Genomic DNA, 22,574 nt, shown 5'->3' on the forward strand with positions numbered 1-22,574 from the left:
CCGGCCGGTGGCCGTCAGAACCGGGTCTCACCCGGAGATGTCGTCGTCACCCACCACGTCTGCGACTCCTCTGCCTCTGCCACGGTCCAAGTCGCGCACAGCCTAGCAAAGGAGGCCACGCCCCGGCCGGGACCGCACCCGCCCCACCCCGCGACTGGCACCCCGCCCGGCCCGACAACGTACGGCTGTATTACACCCGCCCGGCAACGTACGGCTGTAGTACACCCGTCCGTGCACCCGCCGCTGACCCCCGCCCGGGCCTGCCGCCGGACAGCGGCCACGGTCGGCAGGGGCGGGGCCCAGTATTGCGAGGGGTGTCGGGCCGCCTGTACACGCAGGCGGTATTCCGCGCGGCTCGCGGACGTACGGCTGTATTGCACCCGTCCGCATACCCCCGCCGGCCCGGCTCCCGGAGCGCACCGCGCTCAGGGCGTCTGCGTGGGCCAGGTCGCGGCGATCACGTGGTCCACGACGTCACGCAGGCTGGAGCGGCGGCGGTAGGCGGCGCGCTGCCGGTCGGCTCCGCCTCCCTCGGCGCGCAGCCGGTCCCACCGGGCGCGCACCAGGTCGAGATCATCGGCACGGCGCAGGGCGGGGGACAGGACCCGCAGCATGTGCTCGACCTGCGCGGCCTGCGGGGCCAGCCGGCGGGTGACCGGGTCCAGGGCGTGCCCGCCCAGTCCGTCGCGGGCCGCCCGCCAGCAGGCCGCGCGCAGCATCTCCGGCACTGGGCGGGGGGCCGGTTCGCCGGCGCGGACGGCGTCGAGGGCGGTGGCGACCAGGGCGCGGACGACGGCGGCGAGCAGGACGGTGTCCTCGCAGGTCAGCGCGGCGTCGGCGACGCGTACCTCGACGGTGGGCAGGTGGTGGGAGGGGCGGATGTCCCAGTAGAGGCCGCCGCGGTCCAGCACGGCCTGCGCGTGGGTGAGTTCGTCGACCAGGTCCTGGAAGTGGGCCGGCGACTCGAAGTAGGGCGGCGGGCCGGAGACCGGCCAGCGTCCCCAGGAGATGGTGCGCCAGCTCGCGTAGCCGGTGTCGCGGCCCGCCCAGAACGGCGAGTTCGCGGTCAGCGCGGTCAGCGTCGGCAGCCAGGGCCGCAGGTGGTTGCTGACCTGGACCGCCTCGTGCGGATCGGCCACGCCGACGTGGACGTGACAGGCGCACGCGCTCTGCTCGTCGTCCAGCGCGCGGAACCGCGACAGGCTCTCCGCGTACCGCGGGCCCGGTGTGAGGGGCACGGGGGTGACCAGGCCCAGGACCGGGGAGCCGGTCGAGGCGATGCGCAGGCCGCGGCCGGCGGCCGCGGCCGCGAGGGCCGCCCGCGTGGCGCGGATCTCCTCGGCCGCCTCCGCCAGCCGGGTGTGCGGGGCGGTCCGGCTCTCCACCTGGTAGCGGGTCAGCTCGGTGCCCACCCGGTCGCCGAGCGCCCCCGCGGCCGCGGCGGCCACCTGCGGGCCGAGGGGGCTGACGGCCCTGGTGACGGGGTCGACGAGGAGGAACTCCTCCTCCACCCCGACCGTCAGCGGGGCGGACCTGCCCCCGAGGGCGCCGTGGCCGTGGCCGGTGGCGGGTACGTCGTCCGGCGGCGACTGCTGCTGCGGCTGACTGGTCATGGTGAGTGCACTGTGGCAGAGGGCGCCCGCCCGCACGCGGTGAAACGGCGAGCGCGGCCGATTCCCGACCGATTCCCGACGAAGCGAGCACCGCGCCCGGCAGCCCGCTCCGCCGAACACCACGTGCGCCGGTATGACCGGGCCGGGCGGCGGGAAGCCGGGGATCGTGAGAGCGGGGAGACGGCTGTGACCGGTGACGAGGGCCTGGGCCTGGACGACGTGCTTCGGGCGGCGGAGGACGCCGCTCCGGTGGAGTCGGTGGACGTGGTGGCCCGGAACCTGGAGAAACGGTTCTCGGCGACGGAGGTGTCCTTCCTGTTCGTCGACCTGCTGGGCCAGGAGGCCGTGCGGCTGCCCCGGGCCGGCACGGCCGGGGACGCCGCCGGCCGGGCGGAGCGCACCGCCCTGGCCGGCAGCGTCTACGACCGGGTGCTGCGCTCCCAGCGCCTGCACCAGGAGGACGATGGGGAAGGCGGCTGCCGGCTGGTGGCGCCGGTCACCAACCGCGGCGACTGCATCGGCGTGCTGGACATGGTGGTGCCCCACGCGGACGACGCGGTACGGGACGCGGTGGCGCAGGCCGCGCACGCGCTGGCGTACATCGTGGTGACCGACCGCCGCTTCACCGACCTCTACCACCGGGGCCGGCGCACCACCGCCGTGAGCCTGGCGGCGGAGATCCAGCACCAGCTGCTGCCGACCGCGCCCTGCTGCGAGGCGGCCCACTTCACCCTGGCCTGCGCACTGGCCCCGGCCGACGAGGTCGGCGGCGACACCTACGACTACGCCCTGGACCAGGACACCCTCCACCTGTCGATCACGGACGCCATGGGCCACGACACCGCCTCCGCGCTGCTGGCCACGCTGACCGTCAACGCCCTGCGCGGAGCCCGCCGCGCCGGACGGAGCCTGCTCGACCAGGCCCATGCCGCCCACCGGGCGATCACCGGCAACGCCCGCGGCATGACCACCGGCCAGCTGCTGCGCATCGACCTGGAGAGCGGCGCCTGCGCGCTGGTCAACGCCGGCCACCCCCGCCCGCTGCGCCTGCGCGGCACCCGCGTGGAGGAACTGATGGTCAAGGCCGACCTGCCGTTCGGGGCGCCCCTCCCGGTCAGCTACCGCGTGCAGCGGCTGCGACTGCGGCCCGGGGACCGTCTGGTGCTGCTCACCGACGGGATGCAGGAGCGCCACGCCGCCGCGGTCGACCTGCCGGCCCTCATCGCCGACACCCGCGAGGAGCACCCCCGCGAGGTGGTCCGGGCCCTGACCTCGGCGGTCCTGGACGCCGGCGGGGGACACCTGGCCGACGACGCCACCGCCCTGGTGCTGGACTGGCACGGCAGCCTCTCCGGGCAGCGTCACACCAGCGGCGGCTCCAACGCCTGAGCGCCGGCCCGCCGGGCACGCCCCCGGCGGGCGTTCTCAGCCGAGACCGTGCACGGTGGCCAGGTCCGCGAGACCGGAGACGGTCAGGACGGGGGCCAGCAGCGGTGTGGCGATGAGCTGGAGGCGTTCGGCGTGCACGAACAGCACGCTCAGACCGGCGCTGTCGAGGTAGCCGACGGCCGTCAGGTCCAGCACGAGCGGGCCGGCCGAGGCGTCCAGGGCGTCGGCGAGCGAGCCGGCGTTGCTCATGTCGATCTCGCCCGCGACGGTCAGTTGCGGTGTGCCGTCCGGGCGCCGGCCGGGGACGAGGGTGAGCGGGGTGGTCATCAGGCGATCCTCAGGTGCATGTCGACAGTGGTGCCGGCGATGCCGGGCGTGATGGTGACCTGCTGCATCAGGGAACGCATCAGGGTGACGCCACGACCGCGGTGGGGGTTGAGCTCGGGCTGCGGGTGCTTCCACCGGCCGGTGTCGGTGATGGTCAGGTGCAGGTCGTCGACGAGGGCCTCGGCCCGCAGGCGCACCTGCTCGCCGGGGGCGTCGCGGTGGCCGTGCTCGATGGCGTTGGCGCACGCCTCGCCCGCGGCCACCAGCACGTTCTGCACGGTGCCGGGCGGCAGTTCGCACTGGTCGAGCCAGCTGCGCAGGGCTTTGCGCACGGGCGCGAGCTGGGCGGACTCGGCGGGGAAGGACACGTCCAGGGGCGCCGGGTGCCGGTAGAGGAGCAGGGCGACGTCGTCGTCGTACCCGCCGGCCGGCGCCAGGCGGGTCATGATCCGGCTGGCCAGGTCGTCGACGGTGCAGTCGCGGCCGTCCTGGACGGCTTCGCCGGCCTGGTCGATGCCGTCGGTCAGCGGCCGGCGCCGCCGTTCGACGAGGCCGTCGGTGTACAGCAGCAGCGTGCCGCGCGCCGGCAGGACGCACTCGGCCTCGGGCCGAGGGCGGCCCGGCCGCACCGCGAGGGGGATGGACCGCCCGTCCTCCAGCAGCCGGGTGGTGCCGTCGGGGTGGGCCAGGATGCCCGGCGGGTGCCCGGCGCTGGAGTAGGTCAGGTGGCCGGTCTCCGGGTCCAGGACGCCGCAGAAGACGGTCGTGCACAGGGCGCCGGGAATGGTGGCGGCGAAGTGGTCCAGGGCCATGAGGGCCTGCGCGGGGCTGGTGTCCTGCAGGAGCAGGGCGCGGCAGGCGCTGCGCAGCTGCCCCATCACGCTGGCGGCCTCCAGGCCGCGGCCCACGCAGTCGCCGACGACGATCCCGGTCCGGCCGTCGGGCAGGGCGATGGTGTCGTACCAGTCGCCGCCGACCTCCAGGGGCTGGGTGGCCGGCTCGTAGCGGACGGCGAACCCCTCGGGCAGGCTGGACGGCCCGAGGATGGCCCGTTGCAGGGCGATGGCGGTCTCGCGCTGCTGGTCGAACTGATGGGCCCGGTTCAGTCCCTGGGCCAGGTGGCCGGCCAGCAGCGACAGCAGAAGCTGGTCCTCCTCGGTGAACGGCCGGTGCTCGCCCAGGTCGATCCACGCGACCATCGGCCCCCGGGGGTGCTCGACGGTGATGGCGGCGCCGGTGGAGTGCGGCACGGAGGTGAGCGCGGGCCGGCACCGCATGTCGCCGAGCGCCTGCCGGTCGGCGGCCGGCAGGTCCTGCCAGGACGAGCCGTCGGTGGCGGTCAGGGACGGCTCCGCGCCGCCGTCGAAGACGGCCGCCAGCACGCACCGGGCGCGCCACAGGGTCCGCAGCTCCTCCAGGGCCCCGGCGAGGGCCTCGGGCAGGCTGGTGGCCTGGGACAGGCGGGTGCTCAGCGCGGCCAGGGCGCTCTTGCGCTGGATGGCGTAGTGCTCGGTGGTGACGTCCCGGAAGGTGCCGACGGTGACCCGCTGCCCGGAGTCGGGGTCCTGGACGTGGGCGAAGCTGGCGGTCACCCACCGCCGGTGGCCGTCGCGGTGCGTGACGGGGATGGTGTAGGAGCCCCGGGGGTTGCTCAGGAGCTGGTCGAAGGCCTCACTGACCTGGCGGTGGGCCTCCGGGTCGGTCTGCGCCGACGGCCACCAGGGGTGGACCGGGAGGTAGGGCAGGTCCTCGGGGCCGTAGCCGAGGACGTCGGCGAACGCGGCGTTGATCTCGATGACGGCGCCCTGCTCATCGCAGACGAAGAAGGCTTCCTGGAGGGAGTCCACGAGCGCGGTGCGCCAGCGGGCGTGGTGGGTGCGCAGCCGTGCCAGCTTGACGTTGGCCTCGACCCGGGCGAGCAGTTCGGCGGCGGCGAACGGCTTGACGAGGTAATCGTCCGCGCCGGCCTGCAGTCCCTCGATGGAGGCCTCCTGCCCGGCCCGCGCGGACAGCAGCAGCACGGGCAGCGAGGCGGTGCGGGTGTCGGCGCGCAGGGCGGCCACCAGTTGCAGGCCGTCCAGGCGGGGCATCATGACGTCGCTGACCAGCAGCTCGGGGGGTTCCCGGCGGATGGCTTCCAGCGCCTGCAGCCCGTCGTCGACCGCCTCGACCTGGTAGCCGGCGCCGGCCAGGAGGCGGGTGAGGTACTCGCGCATGTCGGCGTTGTCGTCGGCGATCAGCACCCGGGCCTCCAGGCCGGCTTCGGCGGCGCGGGCCGGCGTGCCCGTCGTCAGCGGAATCGTCGCCGTTCCCGCGGGCTGGTCGGCCGCGGTCCGGGGCAGCCAGCGCAGGGCCTCCTCCACGAAGGGGTCGGCGGTGCCCGCCGCCGCGGGAACCGCGGCCCGGGGGCCGGTCCCGGCCGCGCGCGCGAGGGCGCCGGGGGGCAGGTGGGCGCTGCCGAAGGGCAGCCGGACGGTGAACTCCGTGCCCTCGCCCTCGGTGGACCGGGCGGTGATCGTGCCGCCGTGCAGGCCGACCAGTTCCTGGACCAGCGCCAGCCCGATGCCGCTTCCCTCGTTGGAGCGGGAGCGGGCGTTCTCTATGCGGTGGAACCGCTCGAACAGCCGGGGCACCTCGGCCTGCGGCACCCCGATGCCGGTGTCCCGGACGGTGACGGCGGCCTGGCCGTCCTCCTCGCGCACGACGACCTCGACGGAGCCGTCGAAGGTGAACTTCAGGGCGTTGCTGAGAAGGTTGAGGACCACCTTCTCCCACATGTCGCGGTCGACGTGGACGGGCCGGCCCAGCGGGCGGCAGTCCACGCGGAAGTCGAGGCCGGCCCGGTCGATGGCGGAGCGGAAGACGCTGGCCAGTTCCCCGGTGACCGCCGCCAGGTCCACGGGCTCGTAGCGGGCCTGCATACGCCCCGCCTCGATGCGGGAGAAGTCCAGCAGGGCGTTGACGAGCTTGCTCAGCCGCAGCCCGTTGCGGTGGATCATGTCCAGTTCGCCGCGGGCCCACGCGTCGTCCGCCAGCCGGCTCCGCAGCTCCGCGAGCGGGCCCATGATCAGGGTCAGGGGGGTGCGGAACTCGTGGCTGATGTTGGAGAAGAACGTGGTCTTGGCCCGGTCCAGCTCGGCGAGCTCCTCCGCCCGCTGCTGCTGGGTCTCGTAGCTGCGGGCGCTCCCGAGACCGGAGGCGAGGTGCCCGGCGGCCAGCTCGACGAAGCCGCGGTAGCCGTCGTCCAGCGCCCGGTAGCGGTTGAGGCCGGCCACCAGGAAGCCGTACGGGGCGGTCCCCTGCCGCAGCAGCGGTACGGCCAGGGCCTGCCGCGGCGGCTGCCGCCAGTCGCCGGCCGGCAGGTCGCCGAACCGGTCTCCCACCAGGTCGATCAGTGCCGGTTCACCGCGCGACAGCACCGCCGCGGGCCACACCGGGTCCGCGTCGCCGGCCCGCACCACCGGGACCGCCATGGGGTGGCCGCCGGGTATCCCGGTGGTGCCGGCCAGCCGGGCGGTGCCGTCGTCCGTGAACAGGTAGGTCAGCGTGAAGGGCAGGTCCCTGGCGTTGCGCGCGAGCTGCCGGCCGGCGAACTCCAGCACCTCCTGCTCGGTGCGGATGACACTGGGGTCGGAGCCCAGGTCGCGCAGGGTCGCCATGCGGCGCTCGCCGATGACCCGCTCGGTGTCCTCGCTGACCACGCACAGCATGCCGACCAGGGTGCCGTCGTCGTCGTGCAGCGGACTGTAGGAGAAGGTGTGGTAGCTCTCCTCGCGGTAACCGGCCCGCTCCACGAACAGCAGCAGCGCCTCGTCCCACGTCGCCCGGCCGGTCCCCAGCACGTGGTCGATGCGGGGGCCGATGTCGTCCCAGATCTCCGCCCACACCTCGCGGGCCGGGCGGCCCAGCGCCCAGGGGTACTTCCGGCCCAGGGTGTCGCGCCGGTAGGCGTCGTTGCAGAAGAACGTCAGCTCCGGTCCCCACGCCATCCACATGGGAAACCGGGAGGACAGCAGGATGCTCACCGCGGTCTGCAGGCTCTGCGGCCAGCCGTCCGGCGGTCCCAGCGGAGTCGCCGCCCAGTCGACCGCGAGGAGATCACGGCCGACCACCGGATCGGCGGTGAAGAGGGCGGCCCCGGCCGTCGACAGCCCGTCCCCAGCGTCCTCGGAACCCGCCACGTCACACCCTTTCCGACCCCACTGCCCCTGCAGTGCTCCTGCCCCCGTCGACGCCGTCGATCACGGCGCTGATAAGGAGATACCCACGACTCGCCGACCCACCGGTGCGGCGGTGCCGCGACGACTTCGTAGGATAAGCCAACTGTTCTGGGCAACCCGTCCAGCCCGGCACGGAGCACGTACCGCACCCGGGTCGTGGCAGCCGGCACCTGCTGGGCACGACGCCCGGCTGGCCCTCTCATTCGTGGGTAGGCGTGACAGCGCAGGGTGCGCCACATCCAGCTCCCGCCCGCATCCGCCGCTAGGAGAACGATCCTGTGACCGAGACAGAGCGCACGTTGGCCATCACGCAGGAACCCGGTCCCCGCGGATCGATCCTGGTGCGGGTGGACGGGGAACTGGACCACCACACCGCGCCGCAGCTCCGTGCGGTCGTGGCCGAGCTGCCCTTCGGCTCGGTCCCCGCGGTGGTCCTGGAACTGGCGGGACTGGAGTACTGCGACTCCACCGGCATCACCGCGTTCATCACCGCCTACCACCAGGCCACCGCCGCGGGATCCGCGCTGGGCATCGCGGGCCTGCGCCCGGGGCTGCGGCACATGCTGGAGATCGCGGGGATCGACCAGATAATCCCCCTGCACGCCACCGCCGAGGAAGTCCTCGACCGGGTGCGGAAGTAGCACCCGGCGGGCCGGGCCCGGCGTACCCGCGGGTCACGGGCCCGGCCGGGGCGGCGGGCCGCCCCCTCGTCCCCGACGGGGCCGGCGGCGCGGAGGCGCCCGTCGCGGTCCGGCCTGCGCGGGCCGACGGGCAGCACGGGGCGGCCGTGCGTGTCCTCGACGACGGGGGGCGCCGAGGCGTACCGGGCGGCCAGGCCCGTGGCGGCGCCGAACCAGCCGCCCACCTGGGTCACGGTGCGCCGGCGCCCCGGTCTGGAAGGCGCCGGCGGCCAGGAGGACGAAGGTGGCCGTCGGCAGCACCAGCTCGGCCGCACGGCGAGGCCGACGCGCGGCGCGGCGACGGCCGTGCAGGCGCTGAGGAGGCCCCACCCGAGCAGGAACGGCCCCAGGGCGTCGTGGGTATCGCCGGCGACCACCGGGGCGCGGCGCGAGCCACCCGTAGGTAGGCCGGAAGGCGCCGTACGAGACGAACGCCGTGGCGCCGAAGGTGCTGCCGTGGCGGAACTCGAACAGACCGGCCGCGAACCGGTCGAGGCCGCCGTGGAACCGGGCGAGGGCCGGTGCGGGGAGGGCCGCGCCGGACTCCCTGAGCGGGCCCGTGCCGACGGCGGACAGCAGCGGGGTGGTCGGGGCGAAACCCGCCAGGCCCGGCGGGGCGGGATCGCCGGCGGCCACCGGGCGCGGGGCCGGGCGGGCGGCTGCCGCGACGGCACCGCTCGTCGTCTCCTCGTTCACGGCCGGCACCCCTTCACTCGCAGCGGCCGGGGACCGGGGGAGGACCGCGCGGGCCGCGGCCGGCGCCCGTGCCCGCCGGGTGGCCGGTGGCCGCCGAGAATGACGTGAAATCAACCGTCCGGGAAAAGCCGCCTCCCCATAAGTGCACATGCCAAACGTATTGATGAGGAAGAGGAGGGAAGGCTACGCTCCTAGGCGCCGTTACCCGTCCGTGACCGAATAGCTGGACGACGGAGCGAAGGAAAAGAGCCGGCGGACAGCCGGGCTTGTATTTCGACGGGCCGACCTACGCGGGGGAAGAATTGGATACACGGCATTTCGAGGCGTTCCTGGGCGCCGTGGACGCGGGCAGCGTGACCCGGGCGGCCAGTCTGCTCCAGGTGACCCAGCCCACCGTGACGAACCGCATCAAGGCGCTGGAGCGGTCCCTCGGCCTGGTCCTGCTGGAACGCCTGCCCGGCGGCGTCCGGCCGACGAGAGCCGGTCACTCCATCATCGAACAGGTCCGCGAGATCGTACGGCTCAGCGGTCGCGTCCGGCGTATCGCGGACGCCTCGCTCACCCCGCAGGGCAGAATCTGCGTCGGCGCGTCGGAAAGCCTCATAAACCACCGGCTGCTCCCGCTCATCGAATACCTGCTGTTGCGATATCCGGAAATGGATGTGTCGCTCAGACTGTCCACTCCCCAGGAATCGCTCGTCATGCTGCGCAACGGGCAGCTGGACTGCGTGTTCATGATAGGGAGCGGAGCGTCCCAGCAGGACGTGGAGCACCGCGACCTGCGCCCCGAACCGTTCGCCCTGGTCGCCGGGGGGCGCCGGACCCGCGGCCGCCCGGACGCCCGGGAGCCGATCCCGTCGATTCTGGTCACCGCCGACCTCGACGTCCGGCACTGCGGCGGACTCCTGTACGAGGTCGAGTCGACCCTGCGGGCGGGGCGGACGCTGAAACTGGACTCCATCACCGCGGTGAAGCGCATGGCCGAGAGCGGCATCGGCGTCGCACTGCTGCCGGAGGTCACCGTGGCCGAGGACATCGCCGACGGCCGGCTCCGCAGGGTCGTGGGCTGGCGGCCCGCCACCCCCACCTACACGCAGGCCCTGTGGCGGCGCGGCGACGGCGCGCACCCGGTCCTCGACGCCGTGCTGAAGGCCGCCACCGACGTGGTCGGCGCGGGCTGACCGGACCCCGCACCCCCGGACCTCCGGGGCGCGGAGCCCGGCGGACGGCTCAGGCGGCGTCCGTGGCCAGGGCGGCCAGCAGCCGCCGGTGGTCGGTCTTGCCGTGCTGGTTGACGGGCAGGCTCCCCATGACGCGCACCACGCTCGGCGCCATGTACGCGGGCATCGAGCGCAGGCAGAACGCGAGCAGGTCGCTCTCCGCCGGAGCGGCCGCGCCGTCGGCCGGGACGACGAACGCGCTCAGCTCGGCACCCCCGTCGGGCCCCTCGTAGACCACGACGGCCGCCTCGCAGACCCCGGGATGGGCCAGCAGCCGCCGCTGCACCTCGGCCGGTTCCACCCGGTTGCCGCGGATCTGCACCTGGGAGTCCCGCCGCCCGCAGAAGCGCAGCGCGCCGTCCTCGCCCCGGAAGGCCAGATCACCGGTGCGCAGCAGGCGCTGCCCGGAGCGGGGCTCCAGCGGGTCGGCGACCAGGACGGCGTCCGTGGCCCGCGGGTCCCCCCAGTAGCCGGTCATCAGGGCCGGGCTGCGCAGGTACATCTCCCCGACGACGCCCTCCTCGCGCACCGGCGCCCCCTCGGGGTCCAGCAGCAGGATGTCGGTGCCCCGGTGCCCGTTCCCGATCGACAGGTGCGTCACCCCGGCGGGCAGCGGGTCGGGGACCTCGGCGAAACTGGCCGCCATGGACTCCGTCGCCCCGTAGCAGTTGACCAGGCGGATGCCGGGCCGCAGCCGCTGCAGGTGGCGCAGTTCGTCCAGCGGGAACTCCTCCCCGCAGAACAGGACCCCGCGCAGCTCGGTCAGCTCGGCCAGCCGCTCCGGCACGTGGCGCAGCGACTGCCGCCAGATCGACGGCACACCGTTGACGTGCGTGGCCCGCGTCGCGTGCAGCACCTTGAGGAACCGCGTCGGCCAGCGCAGCAGATCCCGCGGGACGGGCGCCACCGCCGCCCCGCTGCCCAGGGCCAGGCCGATGTCCAGCAGCGAGAAGTCGAACTGCAGGGGGGAGGTCGACGCCACCCGGTCTCCCACCGACACGAACTCCTCGGCGATCATGCCCCGGTAGAAGGCGACGACGGCCCGGTGGCTCATCACCACGCCCTTGGGCCGGCCCGTCGTGCCCGACGTGAAGATCAGGTAGGCGGTATCGCTCGGCGTCACGGCGCGCCGCAGCCGGCCGCGGCGCACCGGCGGGCGGGGCACCTCGATGCCGCCCGGGCCGAACCGGCCGTGTCCGACGCCCTGCCCCGGCTCCCCGCCGGCCGTCAGGCACAGCGCCGGCTCGGCCAGCCGCTCGATCGTCTCCCGCCGTTCGGCCGGTGTCTCGGGACTGACCGGGACGAAGGGCAGGCCGCGCGAGGAGCACGCCAGCACCAGGGCGACGGCCTCGGCGGACGTGTCGGACACGATCATGACGCGCTCGCCGACGTCCAGGCCGTAGCGGTCCAGTGCGGCGGCGTACCGCTCGGCGGCCTCGCGCAGGCCGTCGAAGGTCGTCACCCGTGGCGCGCCGTCCGCGTACTCCACCACCGCGGGCCGGTCGGGGTGCGTGTCGGCGGCGGCCAGGAGGAACTCGTCGAAGCGTTCGTCGGGCCGGTGGGGCACCGCGGGTGCGGGAGTCGCTGGCATGGTCCCTCCAGATCAACGCGGGTCGTCGGCAGCGGCCGGGGCGGGCGGTACCGGTGGTGCGGGCGGTACGGGTGTGGCGATGTGCGGTTCGCCGGTGACGAGGACCAGCGGGGGACCGGGGGCGGCGGTCAGATGGCGGACGGTGCCGACGACCAGCACATGGTCGACGGCGGTGAAGGTCTCCGCGACATCGCAGGTCAGCACCACGGCGGCGTCGTGCAGGACCGGGACGCCGCCCAGCACGGCGTGCGGCGTGCCCCGGAAGCGCTGCGCGGGGCTGCCGCTCGCGAAGCGCCGCACCAGCGGGCCCTGCGTGTGCGACAGCACGTTGACGGCGAACCGGCCGGCGGCGAGCAGGTCGTCCAGGGTGCGTCCGCCCGTGCCGAAGGCCACCAGCACGCTGGGCGGCGCCACGGAGAGCGACATCAGCGAGGTCGTGGTGCACCCCACCGGCCCTCTCGGGCCGAGGGCGGTGGTGACCGCGGCACACTTCGCCAGGCCCGTCATCGTCGCGCGGAACAGCGCCTCGTCCACCGCCGCCCCACCCGGCGGGGCCGCCTGGGGAGCCGTCGTCTCAACTCCGAGCACGGCTCACCTCCGGGCCGGCCGTGAGCCGGGCGAGCCGGTCGAGGGCCCGCCCGACCACGCCGGCGCGGGGGCGTCCGCGCCGGGCGGAGTCGGCGGCGAAGCGCAGGGCCTTGGGCAGCTGCGCCCAGGCGTCGGCCTGCTCCGGGGCGGGCCGCGGCCCCAGGCGGTGGAGCTGGTGCCGGGCGGCCGCCCACAGGTCGTCGGCGTGCCGCTCCAGCAGTTCGCCGTCGGCGGTGAGGCGGTCGTGCAGGTACCCGAGGACCTCCCGCGGCTCGCGCAGCCAGGTGCCCGGCCACTCCGTCGGGGGACCGGCGGGGGGCGCGGCGGTCCGGCGCAGCCACCGGTAGGCGTCCGTGGGACCCGGGTCCGCCGGTTCCCCCAGGGCGTGCACGTCCCGGTTGCGCACCGCCGCGTCGAGCCGCCCGACCGGCGCCAGGGCCCGGCCCAGCGCGTCGTCGCCGAGCACTCCCGCGTAGGGCAGCTGCTCGCCGCCGGGCATCAGGGCGTGGAAGGGGTCGGCCACCAGCCACCCCTCGGCGCCGTGGCCGCGCAGCAGGAACCAGTGGGGGACGGCCCGCACCCCGTGGTGCGGCGACCAGGGCAGGTGGAAGGCGTTGCCCGACACGATCACCTGCCCGTCCTCGGCGAGCCGGGCGGCGAGCGCGGCACGGGCCGACGGCCAGTGCGGCCGGTGCTCGGGCACCAGGGTCCCGCCGTCGATGCGGTCGTGGTGGGAGAAGGCGAGCGCGCCGTCCGGGCCGTCGGTGCGCACCCACAGGTGCACCGCGGCCGCCAGCCGGACGGCCGCCGTGCCTCCCAGGTACTCCACCAGCGCGGTGGAGTAGCAGGACAGGGCAGGTGTCATGGTGTCGCCTCCCAGGCGCAGGCCACGGGTACGCCGACGAGCCCGCGCACCTTGCGCCAGCGCAGCCCGCGCCAGTCGCCGTCGTCGAGGTGCGGGGGCACGTCGATGCTCCAGGGACGCCCCCCGATGCCGGATCCGTCGGTCTTCACGCAGGCTTCCTGGACCGTCCAGATCTCCGTGAAGACGGTGTGCCGCAGGGGCGCCGGCAGGCGGTCCAGGCGGTCCGCGTACGGCGCGGCGCACCGCCGGAGCATCGAGCGGCCGACCTGCCCCGGCGGCACCTGGACGTCGACCCCGACCCGGCGGCCGCGGGCGACGGCCACGACGGTGTGCTCCCCGTCGTGGGAGATGCTGATGCCGGTCCGGGGCCGGCCCGCCAGGACCGGCTTGCCGTTGCGGCCGGCCACGACCGGCTCGCCGGCGCCGGCGGGGGCCACCTCGGCGAGCAGACTCCGCAGCAGCGCGCGCCCGGCCAGCAACTGCCGCGCACGCCAGGCCGGCCGGCCGCGGGCCGCGTCGCGGTCGGCGCCGGTGAGACGGCCGGCGGACGCCTCACCGGTGGCCACCCACACGCGGGAGCCGACCTCCAGCACCCTCATGAGACGTCCTCCGGCCCGCCCTCGGCGGCCGTTTCGGCCACGATGTCCAGGACGACCTCGGTGGTGCCGCCGCCGATCCCGAACAGCGCCCCCTGGGCCCGCAGCTGCTGGGGGCCGCCGGTACGGAAGCCGTGCGCGCCCTGGAGGTGGGCGCACACGTCGAGGACGTGTTCGACCGCCCCGGCGGCGCTGGCCTTGAGCAGCGCGGCGGCCGAGGTGTCGCGCCGGACGGCGACCGCCTCGGTGAGGCTCTCGGTCAGGGCCCGGTGCTGACGCGAGTGCAGCAGGGCCTGCGCCCAGCGCCGGCGCACGTCCTCGCGCTGCCACAGCACCCCGTCGCCCCGGCGGCGCCGCCGCAGGTGGCGGGCGGTGTCGCGCAGCACCCGCTCGCACAGCGCGACCGCCCACAGGGCGCCGGCCAGCCGCTCGGTGGCGATGTGCGCCGCGAAACCGCTCAGCCCCCGGCCGGTGCCGCCCACCACGTGGTCGCGGGAGAGCCGGACGCCGTCGAACGTGAGGTGACCCGTGCCGGAGCCGTCGAACAGCGCCGTCTCGGCCGGTTCCGCGTGCACGCCGGGGGCGTCGGCCGGTACGAGCACCCAGGTGAAGTTGGTGAAGTGGGGGCCCGGCCGGTGGCGGGCCAGGACGAGGGCGGCACCGCAGGCCGTCGCGTTGGTGATCCAGCGCTTGGTCCCGTCGAGCCGGACACCGTCCGCGTCCAGGACGACCCGCGTGTCCAGTGCCGCCAGGTCGCAGCCGGAGGTCTCGTCGGTGGCGGCCAGGGCCACGACCGTGCGGCCGCCGAGACCGTCCGCCAGGGTCCGGGCGGCCGGGCCGCTCCCCGTGGCCAGCAGCGGCAGGCAGGTGGCCAGGGGGACGGTCACGGCCAGCGTCGCGCCCAGGCCGAAACGGCGGTCGACGTCGGTCAGCAGCGCGCCCAGGGCGGCCGGGTCGACGCCCCGGCGCGGGTCGCCGCCGCGGTAGACCCCGGCCAGCCTGTGCTGCGCGCCCAGGACGCGCCAGAGGTCGGCGCCGCTCGCGTCGGCGGGCAGCGCGCCGAGCCCGGCGCCGGCCGCGGGGGCGGCCCGCGGCACCGCGAGGACGCTCATGCCGCCGCCCTGCTGTCCTTCTCGTCGCCGGCGCCCGCCCGCCGCACCGCGGCCCACAGACTGCCCGCGGTGGCGAAGGTGGTGTCGTTGAGGTCCTCGTCCGGCAGGCAGACACCGAGCCCGTCCTCGATGGCGAAGAGCAGGTCGATGGCCTTCATGGAGTTCATCCCCAGGTCGTGCAGCCGGCTGTCCTCGGTCAGGGGGCGGTCCCCGAGGTTGGGCAGGAAGGGCGTCAGCAGGTCGATGAAGGACTGGTTCACGGCTTCTCCGTCGCGTGGGTGGTCGGGTGGGTCGGCAGGGTCAGGGGCGGGGGGACCGCACGGCGAACACCTCGCGGTCGGCGGCGAGCAGGGACACCAGCTCGGACAGCAGGCCGCCGGGTACCGCCCTGCCCCGCTCGGCACGCCGCTGGGCGATGAACGCCGACGCGGCGAGCCGGTCCCAGCGGCTCAGGTGCTCCCGCGCCTGAAGGCGCTCGCCGAGGTGCTCGCGGTAGGCGGCGTGCAGGTGCCGGGACCGCGTCAGCAGCCAGGTCTCCGCGGTCAGCCGGCGCAGCGCGGCGAGCCGGTCGGAATGGCCGGCGTAGGCACCGGCGTAGGCCGCCGGATCCTCGAGGTCCAGCTCCGGCCGGGGCGCGCGGTGGCCGGGCACCGGCGCCAGGGCGCAGGCGAAGGAGGCGGTGGGCAGCCGCTGCCAGGGCAGCGTCCAGCGGCCCGGGCGGGCCGGACCCCACGCCGTGTCGTTGTCGTAGGCGTCCTCGACGCCGGCTCCGTCCCGGTGCGCCGCGACCAGGAAGCCGTGGTCCATGCGGGCCCGGCCCGCATAGGGCAGCCAGGGCATGTCGTAGGCGTCGGCGACGGCGTAGACGACGGGCGCCCGCCCGGCCATGGCGCGCAGCCCGTCGGCGGGGACGCCGTGCCCGACGTCCCGCGGGCGCAGGCCGACCAGGGCCGCCCCGGCGCGCAGCTGGTCCTCCGCCCGCGGGTCCACCGTGGGCAGGCCGCCGGGGCCGGGCCGCGGCCGGAAGCGCAGGCGCGCCCCCAGCGCGAGATGGCGCCCGGGCCCGTACCGGCGGTCCGCGAGGACCGCCAGGTTGACCTGGACGCAGTCCAGGATCCCGGTCCGCACGGCCGGGGCCGCGGTCGCCGTCACGGCCGCGCCCCCACCGGCGCCAGCCCGGCCACCGCGCGGGCGAGCGCCTCGTCGGGCGGGGACTGGTCCTCCACCCCGCCGGCCAGGAAGTGCTCGTAGGCCCCGAGGTCCAGGTAGCCGTGGCCGCTGACGCACACCAGGACGCCGCCGGAGGTCCTGGGATCGGCGGCGATGCGGGCGGCGGCCGCCAGGGCGTGGCCGGATTCGGGCGCCGGCAGGACGCTCTCGTGGCGGGCCAGCAGCCGCCCCGCGTCCAGGGCGTCCGCCTGGCCGACCGCCATGGCGTCGACGTCCCCGCTGTGCCGCATCGCGGAGATGAGCTTGGCCGCGCCGTGGAAGCGCAGCCCCGCGGTGTGCGCGTCCGGGATCCGGTAGTCGCTGCCGATGGTGTACATGGCCTCCAGCGGGCCGCTGCCGGTGGCGTCGGTCTTGTCGTAGGCGTAGACGCCGCGCGTCAGCTTCGGGGTGCTGCTGGACTCGGCGGCCACCAGGCGGGGCCCGTCCGTGCCGGCCGCGCGGGCGGAGGCGTGGAAGGGCAGCGCGATGCCGCCGAAGTTGGAGCCGGCGCCCACGCACCCGACGACGGTGCCGACCCCGGCGTCCAGCCCGGCGAGCTGCTCCTCGGCCTCCAGGCCGATCACGGACTGGTGCAGGATGCTGTACGTCTCACCGCTGCCGATGCAGAAGGCCACCCCGTCGTGGCCGGCGGCGTACTCGACGGCCTCCCCGATGGCCAGCGAGAGGCTGTTGCCGGCGGCCGGGTCCTCCGTCGCGGCGACCTTGGTCATACCGCTCGGGCTGGCGTGCACCTCGGCCCCCAGCATGCGCATCAGGACGCCCCGGTAGGGCTTGCGCCGCAGACTGGACTCGACCATGAAGACCCGGCAGCGCAGCCCGAACAGGGCGCACGCCGCCGCCATGGCGGTGCCCCACTGACCCGCGCCGGTGCCCGTGACCAGCTCCCGCACGCCGGCCTTGCGGTAGTAGTAGGCCTGCGCGAGCGCCGTGTTGAGCTTGTGGCTGCCCGAGATGTTGACGCCCTCGTTCTTGACGTAGACGGGGACGCGGGCGCCGACGGCCTCCTCGAACCCGCGGGCCCGCCACAGCGGCGTCGGACGGTACTGCCGGTAGCGTTCGACGACCGGCGCGGGGATGTCCCAGTACTCGCGGCTGGAGACGCTGTGCCGGATCAGCTCGGCCGGCGTGTTGATCTTTATCTCGCCGGACCCGTCACCGCGGCGGGGCGGGGTGCGGTCCGGCGGCAGCGGCTCGGACAGGTGGGGCAGGACGCTGCGCCAGCGGGTCGGGATCCCCTGCGTCACCGCCGCACCTCCGCGGCCGTCACGACGTCGATCAGGTCCCGGACGGTGCGGAAGCTGCGCCCCACGAAGAGGTCGTCGGGCAGGATGACGTCGAGTTCGTCCTCGATCCGCACGAGCATCCCGACGAACCCGAGCGAGTTCACGTTGAGCAGGTCCCCGACGAGCGGTTCGTCGTCGGCGACCCGGTCGGGCGGCAGGGACAGCCGTGACTCGGCGATGACCACCTTCTTGACGACGGTGGTGACGGCGTCCCGGTCGAGGGACAGTTCCTGGGGCATGGCGTGCCTTTCGCGGGGGAGGAGCGCGGGGAGGGAAGGGGGAAGGCCGGGCGTCAGCCGCGCAGGGCGCCGTCGCCGTCGGTGACGTAGCTGTGGGTGACCAGCGCGCCGAGCGTCACGGGACCGCGCACGTGCAGCCGGCCGGTGGCGATGGCGATCTCGGTCCCCAGGCCGAGGGTGGGGCCGTCGTGCAGCCGCAGCGAGCCGTTGACCACGACCATCGCGGCGTCGACGCGGCGGCGGAAGGCCTCCACGACCTGCCGGTCACGGGCGATGACGCCCTCGGTGTGACCGGAGCCGTGCCGGCGGACGTGGTCCAGCGCGGCGCCCTCGCCGTCGACCGCGACCACGGCGACGACCGGGTCGAGGAACTCCCGGTCCAGGTCGTGCGCGGCCAGGGGCTCGGTCTTGAGCGCGCCGGGGACGACCGCGTCCAGGTCGGGGGCCGTGCGCAGGGTCAGCTCCGCCTCGCGGCCCGCCAGCCCGTCCGCCAGGGCCCGCAGGTAGTCCCCGGCGACGGCGCGGTCGACCAGCACGGTCTCCACGGAGGTGCAGCCGGCCGGCTCGGGCAGCTTGCTGTCCAGCGTGGCCCGCACGGCGAGGCCGAGGTCGGCACTGCGGTGGACGTAGAGGTGGTTGACGCCGCCGCCACTGGCGATCAGCGGGATGGCGCTGGTACGGCAGTGCTCCACCAGCGCGGGACTGCCGCGCGGGATGAGCACGTCCACCTCGTCCGGCCGCTTCAGCAGGGCCCGCAGCAGCCGGCGGTGCGGATCGTCCAGCACGGTGACCAGCCCGGTGGGCAGCCCCGCCCGGTGCAGCGCCGCGTGCACGGCCCGCTGAAGGGCGGCGTTGGTCGCCGCGGTCTCCTTGCCGCCGCGCAGCAGCACGGCGTTGCCGACGGCCACCGCGAGCAGGGCGCCGTCCACGGTGACGGTGGGCCGCGCCTCGTAGACCATCAGGACGACACCCAGCGGCCGGGGGACGCGGTGGACGTGCCGGGCCGCGCCCAGGACGGGCACCTCCGTCTCCTTGACCTGCCGCAGCTCACGCCGGACCACCCCGCTCAGCGCGGCCATCCGCTCCCGGTGGACGTCGCCCAGGCGCAGCCGGTCCACCAGCGTGGGCGGCATGCCGAGCCGCTCGGCCGCCGCGATGTCCGCCGCGTTGGCCTCGGCGATCTCCGGCCAGTGGGCGGTGAGCTCCTCGCCGAGGGCACGGCAGTACCGGTCGTAGGCGGGGTCGCCCACGGGCGGGGCCGCGTCGAACGCCGCCCGGGCCCTGGCCAGCAGCTCGTCAGGCATGCTGCTCCTCCGTGCTCGCGAGGAAGGCCCCGAGATGGTCCAGCAGGAGGGGCAGCCGGTCGCCGTCGAAGGCGCTGAAGTGGTCGCCGGGCAGCGGCCGCACGGTCAGGTCCGCGGCCACCTCCCGCCAGGCCGCCAGGTGGGCGTCGTTGTCCTCGCCCGCGCACGGCATCAGCAGCGTGGGGCAGTCGTGGCGGCGCCGCGCCCGGTAGGAGACGACGGCGTCCAGGTGCGCCTCGGCGGTCAGGGCGGCCCGCCCGGCGGGCACACCGCCGCCGTCGTCGGCGGCGAGGCCGGCGCGGACCCGCTCGCGCCAGCGCCGGGCCGCCGCGGGGTCGCGGTCGATCCGGGCGGCCGGGCTGTCCACCATCACGACCCGGGGCCGGTGCCCCTCCTCGGCCAGCCGGGCGGCCAGCTCCCAGGCGAGGACCCCGCCCAGCGACCAGCCGAACAGCAGCCGCGGCGGCTCGGGAAGGCCCGCGAGCAGCGCCAGGTACCGCTCCGTCATGGCGGTGACGGTGCGGTCCGGCTCCTCGCCCGGCGCCAGCCCGTGACCGCGCAGGGCGAAGACCGGACCGGAGCGGCGCAGGGCGAACCCCACCCCCGTGTAGGCCCCGACGCCCCCGCCGGCGGCGTGGACGAGGACGCTCGCCGCACCCGGCCGCGGCCGGCCCATCGGCATGAGCACCGGCTGGGCGACTCGTGCGCTGCTCATGGTGTTCGTCCGCGCTGCGGGCAACCGATCATCAACGATCTTTCCTTCCGCGCTCAACGGCATCGACGGGAAGCGACTTCCGCGCCTCCCACCTTTCAAACGAATTCCGCCCGCACCCCATAGAGGACCCTTATCGCTTTTCCCGGCGGGCATTATGGCGACAGGTCCGACAACGTAATTAGGCACTCTTATCGACGCCATGCGAAGCATTTATGGCTCTGCGCACGGTCTCGAATCAACGAATCCCGGACGGGTAACCGGCGCTCGACGCCACGACCGCCGAAAAGGGTCGGCCTGCCGTCGCCCAGGTATTCCGCCGAAACCAGAGGGACCCCGCATGACACTGATGCTCGACCAACCGGTCGGCGTTACCCGCTTCAGGGCCTTCGGTCCGCGGCAGATCGACGACATCGTCCGGCGCTACGGCCTTTCCCCGGAACTCCGGGACGGCATCGCCCTGCTGGCCCATGTCCTGCCGTTCCGCGTGAACGAGTACGTGCTGGACGAGTTGATCGACTGGACGGACCCGGCACAGGACCCGATGTTCCGCCTGGTCTTCCCCCAGCGCGGCATGCTCCCCGACCACGACGAGCGCGCCCTGGAATCGCTCGTGCGCTCCAAAGCGGCGAAACGGGAACTGGCCGCCGAGGTCGGCCGGATACGCGGCGGCCTCAACCCCCACCCCTCCGGGCAGCGCGAGTACAACGTGCCGGTGCACGAGGGCGAACGGCTGGCCGGCCTCCAGCACAAGTACCGCGAGACCGTGCTGTACTTCCCCACGCAGGGGCAGTCCTGCCACTCCTTCTGCACCTACTGCTTCCGCTGGGCGCAGTTCGTGGGCGACCCCGCCCTGCGCTTCGCCGCCCCCGGCCCCGACCGCCTCGTCCGCTACCTGCACGACCACCCCGAGGTCAGCGACGTCCTGGTGACGGGCGGCGACCCGATGGTGATGAGCACCGACCGCCTCACCGGGCACCTGGAACCGCTGCTGGCGGTGGAGAGCGTCCGCACCCTGCGCATCGGCACCAAGTCCCTGGCCTACTGGCCGCAGCGCTTCGTGAGCGACGCGGACTCCGACGCGCTGCTGCGGCTCTTCGAACGGATCACGGCCGCGGGCAAGCAGGTCGCCGTCATGGCCCACTTCACCCACCCCCGCGAACTGCGCACCGCCCTGGTGACCGAGGCCCTCCGGCGGATCCGGGCCACCGGAGCCGTGGTCTACTGCCAGGCCCCGATGGTCGCGCACATCAACGACGACGCCGAGACCTGGGCCTCCATGTGGACGGCCGAACTGGCCCTCGGCGCCGTCCCCTACTACATGTTCGTCGAACGCGACACCGGCCCCTACGACTACTTCAAGGTGCCGCTGGCCCGCGCGATGGAGATCTTCCACACCGCCTACCGCACCCTGCCGGGACTCGCCCGCACCGTGCGCGGACCGGTGATGTCCACCACGCCCGGCAAGGTCGTGGTGGACGGCGTCGAGACCGCCGGCGGCGACCGCTACTTCCAGCTCCGCCTGGCCCAGGCCCGCGACCCCGCCCTGGTCGGACGCCCGTTCCGGGCGCACTACGACCCGAGCGCCACCTGGCTCGCCGACCTGGAGCTCGCGGCGGACACCCCGCGCGACATCCGGGAGGCGCTGCGCCCGTGAACGCCTCGATGTCCCCCAACCTCGCCCTCAACGAAGAGGTCGCCCGGCTGCGGGCCCAGGGCCGCTCCGTCGTCCACCTCGGCTTCGGCGAGTCCCGGCTGCCCGCCTTCGCCCCCCTCGTGGAGCACCTGCGCGCCGGCGCCCGCCGCAACGCCTACGGACCCGTGGCCGGAGCGCCCGACGCCCGCGCCTCCCTCGCCGGCTACTTCCGGCGCCGCGGCCTGCCCACCGGCCCGCAGGACGTGCTGCTCGGCCCGGGCAGCAAACCCCTGCTCATGGCACTGAACCTGGTCCTTCCCGGGGACGTGCTGCTGCCCCGCCCCTGCTGGAACTCCTACGCACCGCAGGCCCGCATGGCGGGCAAGAAGGTCTACGGCGTCCCCATCCCCGCGCAGTGCGGCGGCGTCCCCGACCCCGACGCCCTGGCGGAGACCGTCGAACGCGCCCGCCGCGCGGGAGGCGACCCGCGCATCGTCGTCCTCACCCTCCCCGACAACCCCACCGGCACGCTCGCCTCCGCCCGGCTCGTCGAGCGGGTCTGCCGGATCGCCGAGGAACACGACCTGGTCGTCGTGTCGGACGAGATCTACCGCGACGTGATGCACCGCCCCGACGCCCCCTTCCTCAGCCCCGCCGAAGTGGCCCCCGACCGCACCGTGGTGACCACCGGACTGTCCAAGTCCCTGGCCCTGGGCGGCTGGCGGATCGGCGGCCTGCGCGTACCCCCCGGCGCCCGCGGCGGCGCACTGCGCGACCGGCTGATCGGCGTGGCCAGCGACATGTGGTCCACGCTGCCGGGCCCCATGCAGCAGGTCGCCGCCTACGCCTTCGGCGACCCGCCCGAGATCCGGGAGCGGCTGGCCGCGAGCGCCCGGCTGCACGGCGCCGTGGCCCGCGCCGTGCACGCCGCGGCTCTCGCCGCCGGCGCCACCTGCCGGCCGCCCACCGGGGCGTTCTACGTCTACCCCGACTTCGCACCCCGGCGCGAGGCGCTGGCCGAGCGCGGCGTGGACGGATCGGCGGCACTGGCCCGCCACCTCCTCGACGAGCACGGCCTGGCCGTCCTGGCGGGACACCACCTCGGCGACGACCCCGGCGCACTGCGCTTCAAGGCGGCCACCAGCATGCTCTACGGCGACACCGACGAGGAGCAGGAAGCCGCCCTCGCCGCCCCCGACCCGCTCGCCCTTCCGCACGTCGCCGACGCCCTCGTCCGCGTCGCCGAGGGCTTCGCCAAACTCGGCGCCTGACC

At 75.1% G+C, this 22,574-nt stretch carries 20 protein-coding genes; 5 read left to right on the forward strand and 15 right to left on the reverse strand.

Features of this window, described 5'->3' with window-relative positions; all coding sequences use genetic code 11:
- Positions 1 to 425: 425 nt before the first annotated feature.
- Complete coding sequence (locus tag ACZ4K2_RS32740; RefSeq protein ID WP_467479185.1) at positions 426 to 1,613, reverse strand: carboxylate-amine ligase; 1,188 nt, start codon at positions 1,611 to 1,613, stop codon at positions 426 to 428.
- A gap of 186 nt (positions 1,614 to 1,799) precedes the next feature.
- Here ACZ4K2_RS32740 and ACZ4K2_RS32745 point away from each other — a divergent pair, with 186 nt between their 5' ends.
- Positions 1,800 to 3,002, forward strand: a complete 1,203-nt coding sequence (locus ACZ4K2_RS32745) for a PP2C family protein-serine/threonine phosphatase (RefSeq protein WP_467479183.1) — start codon at positions 1,800 to 1,802, stop codon at positions 3,000 to 3,002.
- A 36-nt stretch (positions 3,003 to 3,038) separates the two neighbouring features.
- Here ACZ4K2_RS32745 and ACZ4K2_RS32750 read toward each other — a convergent pair whose 3' ends face one another.
- Positions 3,039 to 3,329, reverse strand: coding sequence for an STAS domain-containing protein (locus ACZ4K2_RS32750; protein ID WP_467479181.1), 291 nt, complete (start codon positions 3,327 to 3,329; stop codon positions 3,039 to 3,041).
- Positions 3,329 to 7,510, reverse strand: coding sequence for a SpoIIE family protein phosphatase (locus ACZ4K2_RS32755; RefSeq protein WP_467479180.1), 4,182 nt, complete (start codon positions 7,508 to 7,510; stop codon positions 3,329 to 3,331). The genes ACZ4K2_RS32750 and ACZ4K2_RS32755 overlap by 1 nt, the downstream gene beginning before the upstream one ends.
- A 317-nt stretch (positions 7,511 to 7,827) precedes the next feature.
- Between ACZ4K2_RS32755 and ACZ4K2_RS32760 the strand changes: the two genes are divergently transcribed.
- Entirely contained in the window at positions 7,828 to 8,190 is a 363-nt protein-coding gene (locus tag ACZ4K2_RS32760; protein WP_467479178.1) for an STAS domain-containing protein, read from the forward strand.
- A gap of 33 nt (positions 8,191 to 8,223) precedes the next feature.
- On the opposite strand, the gene ACZ4K2_RS32765 is transcribed toward ACZ4K2_RS32760, so the two are convergent.
- Positions 8,224 to 9,075, reverse strand: coding sequence for a GPR1/FUN34/YaaH family transporter (locus tag ACZ4K2_RS32765; protein ID WP_467479177.1), 852 nt, complete (start codon positions 9,073 to 9,075; stop codon positions 8,224 to 8,226).
- A 152-nt stretch (positions 9,076 to 9,227) separates the two neighbouring features.
- On the opposite strand from ACZ4K2_RS32765, the gene ACZ4K2_RS32770 reads away from it, so the two are divergent.
- Positions 9,228 to 10,106, forward strand: coding sequence for a LysR family transcriptional regulator (locus ACZ4K2_RS32770; protein ID WP_467479175.1), 879 nt, complete (start codon positions 9,228 to 9,230; stop codon positions 10,104 to 10,106).
- A gap of 49 nt (positions 10,107 to 10,155) precedes the next feature.
- On the opposite strand, the gene ACZ4K2_RS32775 is transcribed toward ACZ4K2_RS32770, so the two are convergent.
- From ACZ4K2_RS32775 to ACZ4K2_RS32825, 11 genes are read right to left on the reverse strand one after another with little or no spacing between them, the layout of a single operon-like run.
- A complete protein-coding gene (locus tag ACZ4K2_RS32775; protein ID WP_467479173.1) occupies positions 10,156 to 11,736 on the reverse strand; it encodes an AMP-binding protein in 1,581 nt (526 codons plus the stop codon).
- Positions 11,737 to 11,748: 12 nt separating this feature from the next.
- Entirely contained in the window at positions 11,749 to 12,324 is a 576-nt protein-coding gene (locus ACZ4K2_RS32780) for a flavin reductase family protein (RefSeq protein WP_467479171.1), read from the reverse strand.
- Positions 12,311 to 13,189 carry a hypothetical protein gene (locus tag ACZ4K2_RS32785; protein WP_467479169.1) on the reverse strand — a complete coding sequence of 293 codons (879 nt, stop codon included), beginning with the start codon at positions 13,187 to 13,189 and terminating at the stop codon, positions 12,311 to 12,313. Before ACZ4K2_RS32785 ends, ACZ4K2_RS32780 begins: the two co-directional genes overlap by 14 nt.
- Positions 13,186 to 13,788 carry a 4'-phosphopantetheinyl transferase family protein gene (locus ACZ4K2_RS32790; protein WP_467479168.1) on the reverse strand — a complete coding sequence of 201 codons (603 nt, stop codon included), beginning with the start codon at positions 13,786 to 13,788 and terminating at the stop codon, positions 13,186 to 13,188. Before ACZ4K2_RS32790 ends, ACZ4K2_RS32785 begins: the two co-directional genes overlap by 4 nt.
- Positions 13,785 to 14,897: an acyl-CoA dehydrogenase family protein gene (locus ACZ4K2_RS32795; RefSeq protein ID WP_467479167.1), complete on the reverse strand. Its 1,113-nt coding sequence runs from the start codon at positions 14,895 to 14,897 to the stop codon at positions 13,785 to 13,787. The genes ACZ4K2_RS32790 and ACZ4K2_RS32795 overlap by 4 nt, the downstream gene beginning before the upstream one ends.
- On the reverse strand, positions 14,894 to 15,157 hold the full coding sequence (locus ACZ4K2_RS32800; protein ID WP_467479165.1) for an acyl carrier protein: 264 nt from the start codon (positions 15,155 to 15,157) through the stop codon (positions 14,894 to 14,896). Before ACZ4K2_RS32800 ends, ACZ4K2_RS32795 begins: the two co-directional genes overlap by 4 nt.
- Positions 15,158 to 15,197: 40 nt before the next feature.
- Positions 15,198 to 16,049, reverse strand: a complete 852-nt coding sequence (locus tag ACZ4K2_RS32805; RefSeq protein WP_467479164.1) for a hypothetical protein — start codon at positions 16,047 to 16,049, stop codon at positions 15,198 to 15,200.
- Complete coding sequence (locus ACZ4K2_RS32810; RefSeq protein WP_467479162.1) at positions 16,046 to 17,371, reverse strand: TrpB-like pyridoxal phosphate-dependent enzyme; 1,326 nt, start codon at positions 17,369 to 17,371, stop codon at positions 16,046 to 16,048. The genes ACZ4K2_RS32805 and ACZ4K2_RS32810 overlap by 4 nt, the downstream gene beginning before the upstream one ends.
- Positions 17,368 to 17,649, reverse strand: a complete 282-nt coding sequence (locus ACZ4K2_RS32815; protein WP_467479160.1) for an acyl carrier protein — start codon at positions 17,647 to 17,649, stop codon at positions 17,368 to 17,370. The genes ACZ4K2_RS32810 and ACZ4K2_RS32815 overlap by 4 nt, the downstream gene beginning before the upstream one ends.
- A 53-nt stretch (positions 17,650 to 17,702) precedes the next feature.
- Positions 17,703 to 18,953, reverse strand: a complete 1,251-nt coding sequence (locus tag ACZ4K2_RS32820; RefSeq protein ID WP_467479159.1) for a glutamate-5-semialdehyde dehydrogenase — start codon at positions 18,951 to 18,953, stop codon at positions 17,703 to 17,705.
- The gene (locus tag ACZ4K2_RS32825; RefSeq protein ID WP_467479158.1) at positions 18,946 to 19,668 is read right to left on the reverse strand and encodes a thioesterase domain-containing protein; all 723 of its coding nucleotides are present in this window, start codon (positions 19,666 to 19,668) and stop codon (positions 18,946 to 18,948) included. The genes ACZ4K2_RS32820 and ACZ4K2_RS32825 overlap by 8 nt, the downstream gene beginning before the upstream one ends.
- Positions 19,669 to 20,005: 337 nt before the next feature.
- Between ACZ4K2_RS32825 and ACZ4K2_RS32830 the strand changes: the two genes are divergently transcribed.
- Positions 20,006 to 21,322, forward strand: coding sequence for a KamA family radical SAM protein (locus ACZ4K2_RS32830; RefSeq protein ID WP_467479157.1), 1,317 nt, complete (start codon positions 20,006 to 20,008; stop codon positions 21,320 to 21,322).
- Positions 21,323 to 21,330: 8 nt separating this feature from the next.
- Positions 21,331 to 22,572, forward strand: coding sequence for a pyridoxal phosphate-dependent aminotransferase (locus tag ACZ4K2_RS32835; protein WP_467479258.1), 1,242 nt, complete (start codon positions 21,331 to 21,333; stop codon positions 22,570 to 22,572).
- The last annotated feature ends 2 nt before the right edge of the window (positions 22,573 to 22,574 follow it).

The sequence above is a fragment of the Streptomyces sp. NPDC025833 genome (assembly GCF_055558055.1).

Bases quoted from the DNA above. Each gene is read 5' to 3' on its own strand.
- ACZ4K2_RS32740 (WP_467479185.1), bottom strand. From the start codon at position 1,613: ATGACCAGTCAGCCGCAGCAGCAGTCGCCGCCGGACGACGTACCCGCC.
- ACZ4K2_RS32750 (WP_467479181.1), bottom strand. From the start codon at position 3,329: ATGACCACCCCGCTCACCCTCGTCCCCGGCCGGCGCCCGGACGGCACA.
- ACZ4K2_RS32765 (WP_467479177.1), bottom strand. From the start codon at position 9,075: ATGTGCACTTATGGGGAGGCGGCTTTTCCCGGACGGTTGATTTCACGT.
- ACZ4K2_RS32775 (WP_467479173.1), bottom strand. From the start codon at position 11,736: ATGCCAGCGACTCCCGCACCCGCGGTGCCCCACCGGCCCGACGAACGC.
- ACZ4K2_RS32785 (WP_467479169.1), bottom strand. From the start codon at position 13,189: ATGACACCTGCCCTGTCCTGCTACTCCACCGCGCTGGTGGAGTACCTG.
- ACZ4K2_RS32790 (WP_467479168.1), bottom strand. From the start codon at position 13,788: ATGAGGGTGCTGGAGGTCGGCTCCCGCGTGTGGGTGGCCACCGGTGAG.
- ACZ4K2_RS32795 (WP_467479167.1), bottom strand. From the start codon at position 14,897: ATGAGCGTCCTCGCGGTGCCGCGGGCCGCCCCCGCGGCCGGCGCCGGG.
- ACZ4K2_RS32815 (WP_467479160.1), bottom strand. From the start codon at position 17,649: ATGCCCCAGGAACTGTCCCTCGACCGGGACGCCGTCACCACCGTCGTC.
- ACZ4K2_RS32820 (WP_467479159.1), bottom strand. From the start codon at position 18,953: ATGCCTGACGAGCTGCTGGCCAGGGCCCGGGCGGCGTTCGACGCGGCC.
- ACZ4K2_RS32825 (WP_467479158.1), bottom strand. From the start codon at position 19,668: ATGAGCAGCGCACGAGTCGCCCAGCCGGTGCTCATGCCGATGGGCCGG.
- ACZ4K2_RS32830 (WP_467479157.1), top strand. From the start codon at position 20,006: ATGACACTGATGCTCGACCAACCGGTCGGCGTTACCCGCTTCAGGGCC.
- ACZ4K2_RS32835 (WP_467479258.1), top strand. From the start codon at position 21,331: ATGTCCCCCAACCTCGCCCTCAACGAAGAGGTCGCCCGGCTGCGGGCC.